The organism is Mesorhizobium sp. M0830 (assembly GCF_040319965.1).
In the GTDB taxonomy this organism is placed as follows: domain Bacteria; phylum Pseudomonadota; class Alphaproteobacteria; order Rhizobiales; family Rhizobiaceae; genus Mesorhizobium.
This window is the reverse complement of sequence record NZ_JAMYOR010000025.1, coordinates 65,892-82,110: the sequence shown is the minus strand read 5'-3', so window position 1 is coordinate 82,110 and position 16,219 is coordinate 65,892. Positions and strand designations below refer to the sequence as shown.

The 16,219-nt window shown below is 59.8% G+C and carries 16 protein-coding genes and 3 pseudogenes; 6 read left to right on the top strand and 13 right to left on the bottom strand.

Features of this window, described 5'->3' with window-relative positions:
- The first annotated feature begins 264 nt into the window (after positions 1-264).
- Together NKI20_RS16910 and NKI20_RS16905 are read left to right on the top strand one after the other, a co-directional pair.
- Positions 265-636 carry a type II toxin-antitoxin system RelE/ParE family toxin gene (locus NKI20_RS16910; RefSeq protein ID WP_023813997.1) on the top strand — a complete coding sequence of 124 codons (372 nt, stop codon included), beginning with the start codon at positions 265-267 and terminating at the stop codon, positions 634-636.
- Positions 636-1,031 carry an XRE family transcriptional regulator gene (locus tag NKI20_RS16905; protein WP_023801991.1) on the top strand — a complete coding sequence of 132 codons (396 nt, stop codon included), beginning with the start codon at positions 636-638 and terminating at the stop codon, positions 1,029-1,031. Before NKI20_RS16910 ends, NKI20_RS16905 begins: the two co-directional genes overlap by 1 nt.
- Positions 1,032-1,377: 346 nt before the next feature.
- On the opposite strand, the gene NKI20_RS16900 is transcribed toward NKI20_RS16905, so the two are convergent.
- From NKI20_RS16900 to NKI20_RS16870, 7 genes and pseudogenes are all read right to left on the bottom strand, one after another.
- Entirely contained in the window at positions 1,378-1,518 is a 141-nt protein-coding gene (locus tag NKI20_RS16900; protein WP_352486901.1) for a hypothetical protein, read from the bottom strand.
- A gap of 24 nt (positions 1,519-1,542) precedes the next feature.
- Positions 1,543-1,854 carry a site-specific integrase gene (locus NKI20_RS16895; protein ID WP_023814000.1) on the bottom strand — a complete coding sequence of 104 codons (312 nt, stop codon included), beginning with the start codon at positions 1,852-1,854 and terminating at the stop codon, positions 1,543-1,545.
- A 234-nt stretch (positions 1,855-2,088) separates the two neighbouring features.
- Positions 2,089-2,373 (bottom strand): annotated as a pseudogene (locus NKI20_RS16890) (transposase); the annotation flags it as partial.
- Positions 2,357-2,482: pseudogene (locus NKI20_RS33740) on the bottom strand (IS110 family transposase); the annotation flags it as partial. The pseudogenes NKI20_RS16890 and NKI20_RS33740, both read right to left, overlap by 17 nt.
- Positions 2,483-2,946: 464 nt before the next feature.
- Positions 2,947-3,669 carry a thermonuclease family protein gene (locus tag NKI20_RS16880; protein ID WP_352486927.1) on the bottom strand — a complete coding sequence of 241 codons (723 nt, stop codon included), beginning with the start codon at positions 3,667-3,669 and terminating at the stop codon, positions 2,947-2,949.
- A gap of 68 nt (positions 3,670-3,737) precedes the next feature.
- On the bottom strand, positions 3,738-4,124 hold the full coding sequence (locus NKI20_RS16875) for a hypothetical protein (RefSeq protein WP_031260607.1): 387 nt from the start codon (positions 4,122-4,124) through the stop codon (positions 3,738-3,740).
- 1,588 nt (positions 4,125-5,712) lie between these two features.
- Entirely contained in the window at positions 5,713-5,856 is a 144-nt protein-coding gene (locus tag NKI20_RS16870) for a hypothetical protein (protein WP_155930622.1), read from the bottom strand.
- Positions 5,857-6,095: 239 nt separating this feature from the next.
- Here NKI20_RS16870 and NKI20_RS16865 point away from each other — a divergent pair, with 239 nt between their 5' ends.
- Entirely contained in the window at positions 6,096-7,031 is a 936-nt protein-coding gene (locus NKI20_RS16865; protein ID WP_352832090.1) for an ImmA/IrrE family metallo-endopeptidase, read from the top strand.
- Positions 7,032-7,620: 589 nt separating this feature from the next.
- Here the strand turns inward: NKI20_RS16865 and NKI20_RS16860 are convergent.
- Positions 7,621-7,707 (bottom strand): NUDIX domain-containing protein, encoded by an 87-nt coding sequence (locus NKI20_RS16860; RefSeq protein WP_245266724.1) that lies wholly within the window; start codon positions 7,705-7,707, stop codon positions 7,621-7,623.
- Positions 7,708-8,066: 359 nt separating this feature from the next.
- On the opposite strand from NKI20_RS16860, the gene NKI20_RS16855 reads away from it, so the two are divergent.
- Positions 8,067-8,447: a hypothetical protein gene (locus NKI20_RS16855; RefSeq protein WP_023760385.1), complete on the top strand. Its 381-nt coding sequence runs from the start codon at positions 8,067-8,069 to the stop codon at positions 8,445-8,447.
- A gap of 385 nt (positions 8,448-8,832) precedes the next feature.
- Here NKI20_RS16855 and NKI20_RS33735 read toward each other — a convergent pair.
- The 5 genes and pseudogenes from NKI20_RS33735 to NKI20_RS16830 form a co-directional block, all read right to left on the bottom strand.
- Positions 8,833-9,021, bottom strand: a pseudogene (locus NKI20_RS33735) (ABC transporter permease); the annotation flags it as partial.
- 264 nt (positions 9,022-9,285) lie between these two features.
- A complete protein-coding gene (locus tag NKI20_RS16845) occupies positions 9,286-9,894 on the bottom strand; it encodes a nitrogen fixation protein NifQ (RefSeq protein WP_352832103.1) in 609 nt (202 codons plus the stop codon).
- 331 nt (positions 9,895-10,225) lie between these two features.
- On the bottom strand, positions 10,226-10,426 hold the full coding sequence (locus tag NKI20_RS16840) for a ferredoxin (protein WP_352486899.1): 201 nt from the start codon (positions 10,424-10,426) through the stop codon (positions 10,226-10,228).
- Positions 10,427-10,466: 40 nt separating this feature from the next.
- Complete coding sequence (locus tag NKI20_RS16835) at positions 10,467-11,684, bottom strand: cytochrome P450 (protein WP_352832086.1); 1,218 nt, start codon at positions 11,682-11,684, stop codon at positions 10,467-10,469.
- Between the two features lie 846 nt (positions 11,685-12,530).
- Positions 12,531-13,598 (bottom strand): hemin-degrading factor, encoded by a 1,068-nt coding sequence (locus NKI20_RS16830; protein ID WP_352486897.1) that lies wholly within the window; start codon positions 13,596-13,598, stop codon positions 12,531-12,533.
- Between the two features lie 687 nt (positions 13,599-14,285).
- Between NKI20_RS16830 and NKI20_RS16825 the strand changes: the two genes are divergently transcribed.
- Positions 14,286-14,606, top strand: coding sequence for a HesB/IscA family protein (locus NKI20_RS16825; RefSeq protein ID WP_352832083.1), 321 nt, complete (start codon positions 14,286-14,288; stop codon positions 14,604-14,606).
- A 437-nt stretch (positions 14,607-15,043) separates the two neighbouring features.
- Positions 15,044-16,210 (top strand): cysteine desulfurase NifS, encoded by a 1,167-nt coding sequence (gene nifS, locus NKI20_RS16820; RefSeq protein WP_352832080.1) that lies wholly within the window; start codon positions 15,044-15,046, stop codon positions 16,208-16,210.
- The last annotated feature ends 9 nt before the right edge of the window (positions 16,211-16,219 follow it).

Here is a 16,219-nt window from a genome sequence, read left to right as displayed (position 1 = left end):
GACGAAAACTCGCCAATCTCAACGGCCACTATCTCGAAAATCTCATCCGTCAAAAATCAACGTTAACCTGAAGCGATTCCCCTGACGCGCCGGCCATGCCCGTCAGAACGCCGGTGACGATGCCGCTCGATAGCGCAGACAGGTCGCGAATTGCCAGTCGTGTCAACGGCGGCCGGATTATCGTCGACCGCGCCTACCTTGTTTCGGCCGCAGACTATCGTTCGGCAGCTTGATGATGTTGACCACATAGCCTAGGAGCTATATATGACTTGGGAAGTCGTTTTTGGCGATGAGTTCGATGGGGAGTTCGAGGCGTTGCCCCAGACAGTCCAAGATGAGCTATTGGCCTCCGCTAAGCTGCTCGGTGTGTTTGGGCCCCAGCTGGGGCGACCGCATGCGGATACCTTGAATGACTCGTCGTTCGCGAACATGAAAGAACTTCGCTTCGATGCTGATGATGGTGTCTGGCGGGTTGCGTTCGCATTCGACCGGAAGCGGAAGGCGATCCTGCTCGTCGCCGGCGATAAGTCGGGCGTGAGTGAGAAGCGCTTCTATAAACGTCTGATCGCCAAGGCGGACAAGCGCTATCAAGGGCATCTCGACCGTTTGGCGGCGGCGAAGAAGGAGAAGAAGTGATGGGACGCAAGCTTGATGACCTAATCGCTGCGCTCCCCGAGGATCGTCGGGAGCGGGTCGACGCGCGTTTCGAAGAGTTAAGGGGAGAAGTCGAGAGTCTCGGCGATTTGCGGCGTGCCGCTGGAAAGGCCCAGGCCGAAATCGCTTCGGTCCTCAAGATCAAGCAGCCTTCGGTCTCGAAGATCGAGAAACAAGCCGACATGTACTTGTCTACTCTTAAAAGCTACGTCGAGGCGATCGGGGGGCAACTCGAACTCGTCGTTCGCCTTCCCTCGCGCGCGCCCCTCCGTATAGAGCGGCTCGGCGACGTCGTGGCTCCCAAAGCCGTCTCCGTGCGTAGCGTTAAAAGAGCGGCAGGTGGACGTAATCGCACAAAGGCCGCACGCGCCGGCTGACCTCACTCTGTTCGGCGAAAGACTACCGATGGGGGCGAGATGCTCTCGTCCATGCGAGGAGTAGGTATGAGCAACGTCCTAGTTAAGCCAGCTCGCGGCAAGTTAACGGAGGCCGACATAGGTGTGAGCTGCGGATGCCGGCGACTTTGGCTGCCTCCTGGACTGCGCGGTGCAATTGCCTCGATGAGATCGGCGCGGTGAAGCTGCGCCCCGGGGAACAGTCAGCCATGGGGGAGCATCACCCCGCGCCACCTGCCTTCGCGCCACCACAGCCGGAGCAGTTCCAGAAATTGCAGCGAGAGCATAGCGTTGCGGTCCCTGCGTCCCTTGCCCTGTTCGACGCGGATCAGCATGCGTGTCGAGTCGATGTCGTCGATCTTGAGGTGCGCAACTTGAACACGCGCAGGCCCGCGCCATAGGCGACGCCGAGCGCGGCCTTGTACTCGATGCCGGGTGCGGCTTCGAGCAGCCGCGCCGCTTCCTCCACGCTCAGCACCTCGGGCAGCTTGCGCTAATACCTCATGATCACCAGCGCACGCGCCAGATCCCGACGCTTCAGCGTCACGATGAACAGGAACCGCAGTGCCGAGACCGCGCCATTGATCGTCGCAGGGCCGACGCCGCTCTCATGCTGATGCAGCTGGAATCGACGGATGTCCTCAGCCGTCGCCGTGTCGGGCGAGCGACCAAGGAACACAGCGAAGCGCCGGACGTGACGAACGTAGTCCTGCTGGGTATGGGAGCCCAGGCCACGCATGAGCATGTCGTGCTGCATGCGCTGGCGAAGCGGAGAGATTGGTGCATCGGTCGACAGGGTAGCCATGGCGAGTTCCTCTCGTTGAACGGAACTCCATGGTCAGATCGACGCCTCTTCCCGCCAAGTCAAATGGCAGTCGCGCCATCTCAGGCCGAGGCGCAATCTGCTTACCGAGGCAGTTGCTTCCCGCTTCGCGGAATGATCTCAGCCACGTCCCGGCAGGGACAGCTCGGTGCGTCCTGGAAGAACGCTATCGGTTGAATGACGTGAGGAAATCGTCGCCGGCAAGCGTATGCAGGATCAGGCTGCGGCAGGCGTTCCTCCGTGCGGATCGAACAGCTCGCCCGTCCGGAGCATCGCATGCATGATCACCGCCAGCTTGCGCGCCAGAGCCACGGCCGCTCGCTTGAAGCCAAGCCGTTCTTTCAGCTCCAAAGCCCAGGTTCGCAGTGTGCTAGTATCCGTCGACCGGTTCAGGATGACTGCGGCCGCCTCGTATAGCAGCCCGCGCAACTGATTGTCGCCACGGCGCGAGATATGTCCGTCATTATCGACCTCGCCGGACGGGTAGCGCCTCGGGGTCAAGCACGCAATCTGTCACCGCCGTCGTCTCAAGATGCACAACGCCATGATCGTCGACGATCCACACCGCTGTCTCGTCCATCGCTACGTCCAGTCCGCAAAAGAATTCCATCGTTCGCCTCCTGCGTTGCTTCACAGGAGCAGATTTTGCCGTCGAGTCGGCGGCGATCGCCAGTTGACCCACGGTCGACGCACAGTTTTGCTGCTTGGCAACCGCTTCGCAGATAAACCGCCTGACCGCCACCCTTGAAGAGGTGGCGGAAAAGGTCACGATATTGATCGCGCTGCCTAGTCTCACGCCCTAAGCGCGGAACTCGCCAAACGTCAGCTCCTGTGCCCCTATTTCGGCAACCATCAAACTTGATCCGACGCTTAACGAAACGGGCGGGGTTTGTCCGACTTGCAGAGTATTGTCGTTAGCTCCCATCCCGCCACGGAACGTTAGCAGCATCGGAGGCAGGTGCTCAAACTTGCAGGAGACCACAGTCGGTTCTCCCGCCGCAAGCGCAACCATCTGAAAGGGCAGGCACAAAGCCACAGCCAGTCCAATTAGTCTCGCTGTCATCGTCGCCATTCCTAGCATAAGGTTTCGCACGCCTGCCCGTCGCCATCCCGGTCGAGCTTGCCGCCCCACGGACAATTACTGAGATACCATTGAGCCTCGTCGCACGAGCTGATTTGCGAGCATTTCCGCCGCGGCTGGCATGAGTAGCTTTGCGCTACCTGTTGACGGCTGATGGTGCCGAGCGGTTGGCTCACCGCCGGTTGGGCATTGTCTCCATGCCCGGCGCGCCATTCCCACGGCGCTTGGAACTTTCCGACCCACAGCCCGACCTTCGCCGCTTCCGCCTTCCCCTGCTGCGCTGCATAGGCACCATGGCTGTAGCGGGGCCAGTCGATCGCTTGGCCGTGCTCGACCATCCAAGCGCCCACGCTGGCGCCATCGGCACGCTGGCAGTCGCCGACAAAGCGGTGATAGCGATCCCAGGTCACGAATGTGCATTGCACTGGCTTCGACGCGGCCAGGAAGGTGTCAAGCGCCTGTGCCGATCGCCGGCCGTAGGGATAGTCGGCCCCGCTCGCATTTTTACAAAGCTGCTGGCTCTCCGGCGCGTCGATGCCGTTGAAGCGGATGCGCTGTCCGTGGATTTCGATCGTGTCGCCGTCGATGACGGATGCCACGCCGGCAATCGTCGCCAAGCCCGCGCTGGTCCAGTTCGGCAGATGGAACTCAGGTATGCGGTCGCTGTGTTGCATGGCCGTTTGCGCAGCCAGAGCGCCAGCCGCGGCCACCGTCACCAAGATCAGGCGCCTTTGCACCACGCCAAGTGGCCTCCGGCGAGGCGATCGCATTCTACGCAGCATTGCTAGTTCGCCTCATGTCCGGTGCGGCCGCCCGGTTTCGCTTCGGCGGCACGTTCACCGCAAGCCCGGCCTAGGCTGTCAACCCCATTGCGCAGATCGCATGGATGATTGCCAGAGTCCCCGCCGCCACCTTGGCGCGCACCTTGGCCTGGCGGTGTCAGCGGGATTCCGCGAAAGGCCTGGATGACTCCAGCTGTTCGCTGGCCGTCGCCCTCGATATGCGTGTTCTGACTGTTCGGGTTGAACGGGTCGACTGTCTGGGCGAGGCTATTGGCGCGATTGGCGTCGCCGGCAGAGAGCGTCACGCTGTCGTAGTGATTGAGATAATCCGCTGCGCAGCCGCTCAATGCTAGAACGATGCCAAGGCAGATCGCCAGGTTCCACTGCATGGCCCCTAGACCGGCGCCGGGTTTATGCCGGCGGCTCTCAGTTGCGCACCAAGCTTCGCTCGAGTCCCACACGCGGCCTTGTCGCCGGCGACGCACTTGTTATTCGCGTCTGACCAGTCCAGCAGCGCCGTATTGATCCAGCTGCCAGGTGCGCGCTGGATCCCATAGGGTGTCGGTGGCGCGCCACCAGCAACGGCTGGAGCTGCCGTGGCACTCTGGCCATGCGGGGCACGCTTCCACCCGCTTAGGATGAGGCAGTTCTTCATATACTGGTCTTCGGCAGCCAAGTTGCCGAGGGCATTGCCGATTCCGGCCCCCGCAACAAAGCCCGGGGACCCGATAGCAATATAGCCTTGGTCAACCGACCCCTTATGCATTTCGCATTGAGCGTGGGCGACGTCGAAACTAGGCCCGTAGCCTATTTGCATGTAGTCAGCTTGATTGCTTGTTTGGCAGCCGCCCAGCGCTGCCGTGGCACCAAGTGCCACAAATGCTTTTATTCTCATCCCCCAGCCCTCCCAAGGCCGAGTTAGCATCTCCTAAAGTTGAATTTGGTGCAAGAGTGATGAACAAATCTGGTAAATTCTGCCAAATTCCACCTGCTGGCAGTTCGTAGACTTCCCTATTCCGACGGATATACCCCATTATTTTATCCATCATTCCGTAGGAATGAAGATGCGAAACAGCGAATTGGCGCAACGGCTATGCAAGGGCTGGACCCCATGGGCAAAGGGTCCAGGCGACCACGATATTGAGAAAATATGATGGGCGGCCCGCGTGCTGCATTTTCCGAAGCTGAACTTTTCGACTTGGTTCGAGGGCTCGGAAGTCGTCGGCACCTGGCATTGGGGATTCGTCAGGAGCGGCATGCTTCCCCCTCTGACCCGATCGTGCATCTCTTACGGGATGTAGAGCTACGGATTCCGGCTGACGTCCGCGACATGCGCCCGCAGAGCAGAGTGAACCTCTAACATGGAAGGTGGAGGTTTTTGTCCTCCTTGGGCGATCAACGCTGGAATTTCGGCGGGGGGCGCTCGACCAAGGATGCCGAGACCGAGATTACGCCTTTTGAAGGCGTGCAGAATTGACAGAAAGGGCAGTTTCAGGTCATGCGGCCGGCAGCATTCGCCATAGCGCCGATTTGATCCGCAGCTGCAAAGCTCGGCCTCCTTAAACTGAGTTAGCCGATAATAGGGATCAGATTGGCCCAGTTCATCAGGCATCGCATACTGGCGTCCCGGCCACCGATCAAACACCACCAAATGAAGGTGACGAAGCGCCCATACGCTATAAAGGTCGAGCAACGTGCACAAATCACCACCTGGCGACCAAGCTTTGTCGAGCATGGGGTGATAAGCGCAGACCGAGCCGTCAGGGAAATTGGTATGTCGCGGGCCGATCCATTCGACCTGCCCATCTTGCTCCCAGAACCCCCATCCACGCGGCTCGACCGCTGGTGTTTCTGGTAAGGCAATAAGGAATATGGCTTCTCGCGCTAAACCATCTATGACTTGGCTGCGAGCGAGAAGCCATACTCCATGGTCATCGGGGAGGAGAGTTGCTCCGGGGTATGCCCGTTGCACATTCTCTAGCTGCCCGGCGTAGTTGCCGGCGAGGCCGACGATCCGTGATCCGGCACGGGGCGCCCGTGATCGATCGGACGACCTTTGCCGTCTGGTGGACCCTTGCCGTGATCGGGCTGCGGGTCCTCCCGCTCCTTGCTGTTGCTCATTACTTTTCTCCTGGACAGTCGGTGATGTGGGCTGTGGGCCGAGAATTACGATTCCCCGGTCCCTTACCCCCACGGGCTGGCGCGCGTCCAAACCGTCGCCAATCCGCTGCAACTCAGCCCGCGCATCGTTGGTCAACAACACTTCCATTTTGCTTGCCGATGTGCGAGTCTGTGTCACCAGCACAGGATGCATTCTGGAGCGGAGTGTGTCAAGGTGTGCTGATCGCACAATGGTGAACATGAACGAATTCGAAGAAAAGCTCGTCGGGGCGGTCCGCGAGAAGCGGGAACGCGAAGGTCTTAGTATAAGGGCATTATCGGGGATTGTGGGGATCAGCTTCTCCACGCTGGCCCGCATCGAGCGGGGCGACGGATCGCCCGACAACAATTCCAAAATTAGGCTGCTCGAGTGGCTCGGCCCTGATGCCGATGAACACGAGCTTGGCTTTGATCGGGTGGCATTCGTCCACTTCCGCGCTGGCAAAAACGCGTCCTCCGGGACTGTGCAAACCCTACTGCACGCAGCCGTGTGTCTTCGTCAGCACTACACTAAGGGTGATATATCAGAACCGAGCAGCGCGCCGATAGATGCTGAAGTTATCGCCATGTCTAAGGAGGAGCTAGAGCAGACGGCCGAAGATTTCCGACAAGAGTTAGGGTTGAAGAAAAGCGATCCGCTGGATCCATTTTATTTGGTTGTTGATTCTGTTACGGTAGAACGATTGCGGGAATCCACCTGTATTTCCGGAAAGGCAAAAAACACGCTTGGTGGACCGTCGCGCGGCGAGTGGTCCGCTATGAGCGTTCCCTTGAATTCCGATCAGGATAGCTGGGTTGTCTTTTTAAACGACTACCATACCGTTGAGAGACAAAGAGTGACGCTACTTGAGGAGTATTGGCATATTCTTGCCGGGCACAAGCTAACCAAGATAGCTAAGATTGCTGGCTGCTTCGGTCGAACATATGATAGCGCTGAAGAGCACGACGCTTATTTCTTGGCATCGGCAACTTTGCTTCCACGAGACGCGATCAAGCGTATGGTCTCGGATGGCAAAAGTGCCCCCGAGATCGCATCCTTCTTCGGGACCTCACCGGAACTTGTTGAATATCGAATAAAGCGGCTCGGCTTATGGCGCGATCATATTGGAAAGAAAGTGAGTCTCGCCAAACCCTAACGATGCCACCCGTCGACCGCCAGCGGCGCGTGGTTCAACAAGGTTCCGATTCGCAGTTACGCTTAGGCAGTGCAAAGCCGGTCGGGAAATGTCGACCCTACTACAAACTTCAAAATAGCGCCTTCTAGCTCCCCTGACCTTTCGATGCCGTCAAAGAAGGAGACCGGCGAGCGCGTCATCCCCCTCGGCAACGAGCCATTTCTGCCGGAATGGCTGCTTGTCCGCCTCCAAAGCGAATCTCACCGCCTCCTCCACCCTCTCATGTGCATCATCTGCAATCGCCCAGAGTGTCGGGTTGAGAGCGTGTCTTTGCCTAGCATCCTCCAACAAGAGATCGACCATGCGCGGCAAGTCGGCAATAGTGGCGGCTCTGATAATAGCAGGCATATCGTTCCCACGTCGCAATGCGGATTACGCCAATCCTGTTGGCGGCGCCACGGCACCGAGCACCAAGAGACTCAAAGCTGCCTTAGCTGCTCTCGCAAATGAACTCCCGCTCGGCTGTGGAACTATCGGCCCGTATCAGGAAGAATCGCTCCTCGGCGATGACATGTTCGCCGTCGGGCAAATGAAGCACAAATTCTCGCTCTCACACCTGGGGCGCGACGCGATCCACAAGGATTCCGGTTTCCTCGCGCAGTTCGCGGATTGCGGCCTGTTCGAACGTCTCCCCCATGCTGCAAGCCTCCACCGGGCGTCGCCCAGTAGCTCTGCCCCGCGAGCGCGCCTTTAGATGCTGGTCAGGTGTGCCGGTGGATGAAAGCTGTGGAACGAAGCGACAGCTAACCCTGGCTTCATAGCCTAGGTTTGTAGCGCTCTTGACTGCCTGACCGCGCCGGATAAATTCCATGCCGTGCCTTGAGAGAAGCGGCCCTGGGCATCTTGGCTAAGCCGCGTGATAACCGACGATGGGGGAGCCCTTACGTCGTAGACAACGAGCAGCAGCTGCCCAACAAAACTCCTTGAACACATCAACTGGCCCGCTGACCTGCTCACGCAGTCGGCGGCCGAACGAACACGTTTGGAGATGGAGTCATGCGGATACAGAGTGGCTATTGGTGGGCGATTAGCATTCGGCAGGAGGATGATCGGCCCGAGATCATCGACGTAGGTTCTTATTCCTTTGGCCAAATGGCCAATCGTGTTGGGGATGCCGATCCATTCGACTTGATAGAATTCGAGCTACTGCAATGGCTTGATGCCAGCCTCTGGCCAACGGAGGGCGCCGTCGATCCATCGACAGTTCGCGAGGGCTATTGGTGGGCGCTTGACCCGGCAGAGAACGCATATCAGATCGTCTTGGTGGGCAAAGATAGAGCAGTTCGAACCTTCAATGGCGATTTCGATAGCTGTCTGGACGAGTTCGAATTTCTGATGCCTCTGGATCTCATCCCCACGGCTCGCTCCGATCACTAGGGCCTGTCGCCGTCACGTTGGCTGCTTGCGCGTCACCCCGAACCTTGGTCATGTCGCCTCCTGATCCGTTACGCGATAGGCTCCATGGCCAACCTTGATGAGTAGGCGCTCGTTACACATCCGAATGAGATAGCAACGAGCTGAACGGTGCGCGGACAGAGGCAATTCTGCCGATGCGGCTATCTGAACCCCTTGATATCAGCGCATCAACTCGGTTGAAGCAAAACGAGATCTAATCGCATTAACTCACCGCGAATGGTCCGTTAGCAGACTATTTCAACAACAGCGCTGTATTGGCGGTAGCCCTCTCCCGACTCGAACCCCCGAATAAGCGGTTCGATCGTGCTTGCATCACTGTATGTCCAGGGCCGTCAACTTCCTTCATGAGCGCGCGAAATTCAGCTGGAGGCGCAAGGCAGAAAGTTCGAAAAGCTTCCAGGAACCCCAGCGCGCGCGCCGCCGGAACCTGGCCGAGAATGATGGCGGAGCCGGCAGCAACGAAATTGATGGCGACGCCGGAGACAATCTGGCCGCCCCAATGGGTGATCGAGGCGAAACTGTGCACCAGCGCGAACAATGACGGCGGTGAACCGCGGCCGCCCAGGCGCCGCAACCGCCAGGCAGGCGAGCAGCAACGGCCCGGAGAACACCAGTTGCTCGGCGGCGATGGTGCGGGTCGCATCCCGCACCGCCATCATGACGGCGCCCGCCGAAGTGAGCATGGCGACTAATCGGACAGCAGGCACAGCATTCAATCCCCGAAGGCGTCAGTCTACGTTCGTAAGAGACATATGGCGCGGCGCGAGCGCTGCGGCTGTACGACAGACGAAAGCGGTTCTCAATCCGAGGCGATGCCGTTCTTGATCCGTGTGAGGCGGCTTTCGCCTTCCTCCGGGCCGAAGCAGCTTTCGACATCATTGCATTCCCGGCAACTGGGCGCGCTGCACAGCGAAAAACCTTCGGCCTCGCAGAGCTTGCGGTAGAAGTATTTCTTCCATTTCATGTTTTGGGTGTTGCCGGCCGCCAGCGTCGGAAAATGCGAGGCGAGCAGGCGGCCGAGCTCGGTCCGATTAAAAAGGCCAAGCTCCTGCCAGAGGTGGTCATTGCGCATGGCACGCCGGGCGATGATCCTGGCGAAGCGGGCGCTCGTCGGGTCGCCAGGACGGGCATGCGCCAACAGCAGTCCATGCAGCAGTTCTTCCTCCACATCCGGCTCGGGCTCGCTCACCTCTTTCAAGGCAAACGCGTTGATAGGAATAGCAGGAAAACAGCGGGACAGGACATCGCGCAGCTCGGCGCGCGAAAGTCCGGTTGCCTCCGTCACAGTCGCCTCGCCGGCCTCGATCTCCTCGAGCGCACGTGAAAGCACACAGGCAAGCACATGCTGGTCCAGCTCGATCTGCGGCGATTGGCCGGTGCTGAGCCGGGCATAATGTTGAGCAAATATGGTGCGTTCTCCTGGTTTGTCCCTATCAATTCATGCAGCGACCCGGCCTGCCGCAACATGGGTCGGGCAGTTCTTCGGGTGTACGCAGTCGCGGATCGCCTCGCGGTCGAGTAGTTCGGAAATTTTCGTCTGGTCCACTCGGCTCTGTCGCAAATTCTGTGATTGGAAGGAGGCGTTTCGCGAACCCCGGCCCTGCCGTTTGCGCCTCACGGGGAACACAGGCGCCGGAATGCCCCCGCAGAGTTGGACGTGAACCGTGCGGGACAGAGGTCGCGTGCTGAGTGCGGCCACATGGTTCAAGCCGCCAGACTCACGGTTGAATGAGTCCGATTCAAAACGCGCAGCGGGTGAGTTCCAGCGCACGTTCAGGACAGGATCGCGCGCCTCGCGATGCAGGCAGCTCCTCCCCTTGCGCAACTTCAATGTCACCAGGCAGGATGTAACCCTCGTCATCAAGCTTGAAGATGTCCGGCGCTTGCGCCGCGCATCGCGCGTGACCCTGGCATTTGGCATTTTGGACGATGATGCGCATGGCGCTGCCTCCATTGTCGGTGCCCCGGCTCGGGGCGGGCCTAGGACCAGTCTAGGATCAAATTCTCGATCCCGAACACATGGCCGCCAGAGGTTATCGGTGCCGTACCCTGCTTGATCCTGAAAGCCGGGATGCGCGCCAGCCACTCCTCCAGGCCAATGACAATCTCCCGCCGGGCAAGGTGTGAGCCAAGGCAACGGTGGGGACCATAACCAAAGGCGGCGTGGCGGTTGTCCTCCCGCTCCAAATCGATCGTGTTGGGGCATTCGAATTCCGCCGGGTCACGATTGGCAATCATGGTGGCGCAGGAAACATAGTCCCCCTTCCGGATCGGCGCGCCTTCGAAGTCGATATCCTTCGTGGCCACGCGGATCAACTGAATGGGCGGATAGGCCCGCAGCAATTCTTCGGTTGCGAGCGGGATGCGGTCCGGTTCGCTCCGCAGCAATTGCTGATCTTTGAGGTTGCGCGCGAGGTAGGCCAAGTCAAAGCCTATAGCTGCTGCGACCGTGTCGAGCCCAGCGACGAAGACAAGCACGCCGATGCCGCGGACTTGGGTGTCCGTCAGCCGGCGGCCCTCGACCTGTGCCTGCACGATGAAGGTCATGAAATCGTCAACCGCCTCCTGGCGGCGCATGGCTGCAAGTTCGTCGATGAATGCCACGATCGTTCGGGCAGCCATAGGTCGTTCCTTATCGTCGCCGTGGAGCAGATCTTTTCCCCAGCCGACGAATGTATCGAGTCGGTCATCGGGCAACCCCAGAAAGCGAAGAAAGATGCTCACCGCGAAAGGAAATGCAAAATCCTTCATCACGTCGCAGCTTGTGCCCGACGCGGCGATCCTTTCGATCAGCTCGACCGCCCGTTCGCGGACAGCCGGTTCCAAAGCCAACACCCGCTTTGGCGAAAGCAGCGGATTGAGCAGTGAGCGAAAGACGCCATGGGCCGGTGGATCGAGCTCAAGCGGGATCGTCGGCCAGTTTTCACCCAGTATGGAGGAGAAGATGCTGCGATGGCTGGAAAAAGTCTCTGCGTCCTGCAGCACCTTCCGCTGGTCCGCGGCACGGGTGATGACCCAGGTACCCCGGCCATCTTGCGTGTTGTAGCGGGAGTAAAAGATCGGAGGCCCCTCATGTACGCGAGCGACAGCTGCGTGTGGATCCCCGTTGAGTGTTGGTGGCATCCCTGGCGATGTAAACAGGCTGAAATCCCTCACCATTTCGGGCGGGACATGATCTGGAACGGGGTTGGTTGCCATTTTGCTTTCTCTACGTTGGCGTTCATGGCTCGATCGAGATTGCACCGCTGTTCATAAAGATATCCAGCATGGGTGCGTCTCGTGTCGGGCGCCTTCGAGATTCTGTCGCCCGATCAGCCCACTGCCAGTGCGGATGAGATCGGTTGCGAAGTCAATCAAAAGGCATCTCCGCTGCGCTGCGGTCATGAAGCAAAGCCGCCGCTTATCCCCGATAGGGTTGAGAGGTGGTCAATCACCGCTGAGCTCCGTGACGCACTGCTGACGCCCCGCTGACCAAATTATCGAAGCAAGTCGCGTGCCGGATAGGCCTACCCCTAGCCTGCGCCAAGCGACGCCAGCCAGCACTGGGCCCGCCGCCACTAAGTTGATGATCACCTGTCCACCATTGTCAGGACAGCGTCCGACAACCGACATCCACGGTCGGTTTCGAGTCCGCGACATCGGCCTGTTCGGCCTGGCTGCTGCTGCACTGCCTTCCGGTGACGGGCGAGAAGATCGCTCGCACGGCCTGGATTGAGTAACGACGCAATCCAGCGCACGGTTCGGGTGCGGTCCGATAAGACCCGGCGGCGCTTCCGCTTCGGTTCGGCGCTGATGGCATATGCGTTGTTGTAGCCGCTGCAAGGATTTCCGTCAGACGGCGATGCAGTCGTGCGCACCGGTCCGGACGACGACGAGCCTGCCTTTATCGACGCGGTCAATTCCGGCGCGCACACCTAACCGTGCGTATGCGCTACGACGGCAAGCACTATCGCACGTGGACCTAAATTTCCTCGCGAGCCGCTGTCGGAACGTGGTGCCGAGTCCTATAGCGGCCGGTTCAATCCGAGGGCCTGTCGGCACACTCTATACATCCCTGTCGCCCGGACCGGGAATGCGTGGCAGACTCTCGGCCAGAAACCGCCAGTCGCTGCGCTCGCGTTCGCCTTCCTTGCGCGTGCCGAAGAACTGGATGATCATCTTGCCGTCGGCGCCATAGGCTTCAATGGACGTGACGTGACCGTCCCTCGTCGGCTTGCGCACGGCCCAGACCTCGCGGATGTGATGGGTCCTCAGATGCAGATGGAAAGTCTCGTCGAGCACATTGATCCGCGGCCCGATCTGCTTGACCGACTTGATCGGGCCGGAATGGATCTGGATGCAACCACGATTGCCGACAAAGCACATGATAGGCATCTCGTCTTCGGCCGCCTGTTGGAACAGGGCGCCAACGGCATCATTGTCGAGCAGCCAAGCGTAATCTTCGTCGGCCATACGCATTGCCTGGCAGCGGCTGAGCTTCAGTGTCTTCAACATATGGTAGAACTGATGCACGTCGCTCAGCCGGCTCCAGTGCTCGCGTAGGTCGTCGGCCGTGGCGGCTTGGTCTGGACTCACTGCGTTATCGCGCGCACCGCCCGCTTCGACCGATATGATCGGCTCCTGGTCGTAGGATACGAGCTCTGCCGTCAGATCCTGATAGGCGTGCAGGTTCGAGGCGGGCCTGAGATGTACTTTGTGCATCGCCTCGCCGGCGGCATCAAAGAATTGCAGGCTGCGGCGGATCTCGGCTCCCTCGCGCTTCTCGAAGGCGAAGCCATACGCCCACGCTTTCGGGAAGATGCGCAGGTCGATGTCGTCGCCGAGCACCATGGCATGCTGGTTGCCGGTGACCACTTTGTCGTAGACGCCGATCTTTTGGTGCACGGCACTTTCGTTGCGGGTGAGCGCCATCACCTCGCCGACCGCTTCGAGGCCCGTCAGCAGATCATCGACGCGCGGCTCGATGCGCACCGCGCCGTGACCACAATGCGCCGCGACCAATTCGGCTTCCGAAATGCCCAATCGAGCGGCGAGATCATGCTCCCGGATTTTCGGATTGTCTTTGCACGCCCGCCGGATTTCGTCGGGCGACGGTTTCTCGCGCTGGTCCATGTCTTACCCCTGCTTCCACCTACGTGTGAAGATCAGCTGCCCTGCCTGGGAATCTTCAGCCGATAAGGCGGCCGTAATGCTCGCCCCTGATCTGCTGCTGGCCCATGAACAAAGTGTCGCTGGACAGCGTGCGCACGGCGTCGCACCCGCGCGAAAACCGGCGAGCATGCACATGCCGATGGCAGCATCGCATCGAGCCTGTCGGCGGCTACTGGGCGGTGGTGAGCGAGTATGGGTGTTGTCGCAATCGGCCAGGCGGGCATTCGGATGCCACGGGCGGCGCTGCTTTGCCAAACAAGGCGTATCTGACCCGGTCCTGACATGTTGCCCCCTTGCTTCGCCCCATCCATCGCGAGGGCACCCACGGCATGATTGTGGATCGGCATACTCTTGCCGCCTCGCCTAAACGGAGCTTCAAAAACCGTGCCAATTGCGCCGAAGCAAGCTCAGAAGACGGTTCTGTATTTGCTGATGTGAGTTCAACCAAGAACTCAGGCCCAACATCCCTCGTGGCGATCCCGACAAACCCGACAGTACGTGTCGGTTGGCCGACAGCTTCGCAGCAATGCACTCACAAGAAGCACGGCAGTGTCAGAGATGCCGCGCTGTGTTGAAACGTTTCTTCGCTTTGGCACGGTGCATGCAACGTGATGCGCAAGCAGGTCCCGGACTGAGGAGAATGGAGCCATGATTACGCTCACCGACAAAGCTGTTGCCGCCTTCAAGACTGCTCTTTCCCGCGCCAGCGAGCCGGCGGAAGGCTTTCGCATCATGGTCGAGACCGGCGGCTGCGCCGGCTTCAAATACTTAATGGGCCTGGAGAGCGTGTCGCGCGAGGGCGACGCGATCACTGGCACAAATGGGATCAAGCTGTTCGTGGACGCGGGTTCCCAACCACATGTCGCCGGCATGACCGTTGACTTCCTCACCGGGCTCGAATCTTCCGGCTTTGTCTTCGATAACCCCAATGCGCGCGAGAAGTGCGGCTGCGGCAAGTCGTTCAGTTAAACGCCCGAAGCGCCTGTGCGGCCGACAGACTGATTTTGCGGCAGAGGAGACTTATATGGCCGGCACGACAGATGTCCCCGTCCTAAAGAACAAGGAAAACGGATCTCGGGACCGCCATTCGCTTCCGGTAGGGTGCAAAGAACGCCGCCTCCCGAAACAGCTCGGGTCCTGGTGTCACCCGAGCTGCTTGCGGACAGATCGCGCTGCTGTGCCAAATTCGGCTCATCGAAGACCTTATCGCGTTCGGGCCGTCCTTACCTGCGGGCTGACGGCGGCCACTGCGAACATGTCCATCTCGACGGAGATCCGGTCTGCGTCAAACACACCGGGCGTCTGCGCGGGCTGCCAGTTCAGGCCCATTATCATCAACGGCATGCGCCAGAGGCTCAACGAGTCGGTCCGCGCCGCGTCATTCTGGTCAACTGAGGATCGCACCTATGAAGCCTGTCTACCTCGACAACAACGCAACCACACGGGTCGATCCTGCGGTCCTGCAAGCGATGTTGCCGTTCTTTAGGGATCAATTCGCCAACCCTTCGTCGGCGCACGCTCTTGGCGCCTCAGTCAGTGCGGCGGTGACAAAGGCGCGGAGGCAGTTGCAAGCGCTGATCGGCGCGGAGTTCGACGATGAGATCACCTTCACCTCGGGTGGGACAGAAAGCGACAATGCAGCGCTTCTTTCAGCGCTCGAGGCGGCGCCCAACCGAACCGAGATCGTTACGTCCGCGGTCGAGCATCCCGCCGTGCTGACGCTCTGCGCGCATCTTGAGAAGACCCGCCGCGTCAAGGTGCACAGGATCCCGGTGGATTGCCGTGGCCGGCTCGACCTCGACGCCTATATGGCCGCCCTCACACCACAGGTGGCAATCGTATCAATAATGTGGGCGAACAACGAGACTGGTGTGATCTTCCCCGTGGCCAGGCTTGCCGAGTTGGCCAAGGAAGTGGGCGCCCTATTCCATACCGATGCTGTGCAGGCGGTCGGCAAGCTTCCGATGAACCTGAAGTCGACCGCAATCGACATGCTGTCGCTCTCCGGCCACAAGCTGCACGGGCCGAAAGGGATCGGTGCGCTTTTCGTAAAACGTGGCGTCAATTTCCATTCGCTGATCAAGGGGGGCCACCAGGAACACAACCGGCGTGCCGGCACCGAGAATACGCCGGGCATAGCCGGGCTCGGGACGGCGGCCGAACTCGCCTTGAAATTCATGGACGACGAGACCACACGGGTAAAGTCGCTCCGCGATCGTCTGGAGGGCGGGATCCTCCAGCGCATCCCAGGCACCTGTGTCACTGGTGATCCCCTGCAACGGTTGCCCAACACCGCAAACATCTCCTTCGAACATGTCGACAGTGATGGAATTCCACTTCTCCTCAGCCGCATTGGCATCGCGTGTTCCTCTGGCTCGGCCTGCACCTCCGGCTCTCTGGAACCAAGCCATGTCCTAAGCGCGATGAAAACGCCGCACGCGGCAGTCCGCTTCTCCTTGGCGCGGGACAACAGCGAAGAGGATATCGACCGGGTGCTCGAGGTCATGCCGGCAATCGTGGGGAAGCTGCGCAGCTTTTTCGGTTCTGGGCCGGGTAATCCGGTCTATGCGTGAGCGGCAGAA

Coding starts and splice junctions, on each gene's coding strand:
- NKI20_RS16910 (WP_023813997.1), top strand. CDS start 265: ATGACTTGGGAAGTCGTTTTTGGCGATGAGTTCGATGGGGAGTTCGAG.
- NKI20_RS16905 (WP_023801991.1), top strand. CDS start 636: ATGGGACGCAAGCTTGATGACCTAATCGCTGCGCTCCCCGAGGATCGT.
- NKI20_RS16895 (WP_023814000.1), bottom strand. CDS start 1,854: ATGGCTACCCTGTCGACCGATGCACCAATCTCTCCGCTTCGCCAGCGC.
- NKI20_RS16875 (WP_031260607.1), bottom strand. CDS start 4,124: ATGCAGTGGAACCTGGCGATCTGCCTTGGCATCGTTCTAGCATTGAGC.
- NKI20_RS16870 (WP_155930622.1), bottom strand. CDS start 5,856: ATGAGCAACAGCAAGGAGCGGGAGGACCCGCAGCCCGATCACGGCAAG.
- NKI20_RS16865 (WP_352832090.1), top strand. CDS start 6,096: ATGAACGAATTCGAAGAAAAGCTCGTCGGGGCGGTCCGCGAGAAGCGG.
- NKI20_RS16860 (WP_245266724.1), bottom strand. CDS start 7,707: ATGGGGGAGACGTTCGAACAGGCCGCAATCCGCGAACTGCGCGAGGAA.
- NKI20_RS16855 (WP_023760385.1), top strand. CDS start 8,067: ATGCGGATACAGAGTGGCTATTGGTGGGCGATTAGCATTCGGCAGGAG.
- NKI20_RS16840 (WP_352486899.1), bottom strand. CDS start 10,426: ATGCGCATCATCGTCCAAAATGCCAAATGCCAGGGTCACGCGCGATGC.
- NKI20_RS16835 (WP_352832086.1), bottom strand. CDS start 11,684: ATGGCAACCAACCCCGTTCCAGATCATGTCCCGCCCGAAATGGTGAGG.
- NKI20_RS16830 (WP_352486897.1), bottom strand. CDS start 13,598: ATGGACCAGCGCGAGAAACCGTCGCCCGACGAAATCCGGCGGGCGTGC.
- NKI20_RS16825 (WP_352832083.1), top strand. CDS start 14,286: ATGATTACGCTCACCGACAAAGCTGTTGCCGCCTTCAAGACTGCTCTT.
- nifS (WP_352832080.1), top strand. CDS start 15,044: ATGAAGCCTGTCTACCTCGACAACAACGCAACCACACGGGTCGATCCT.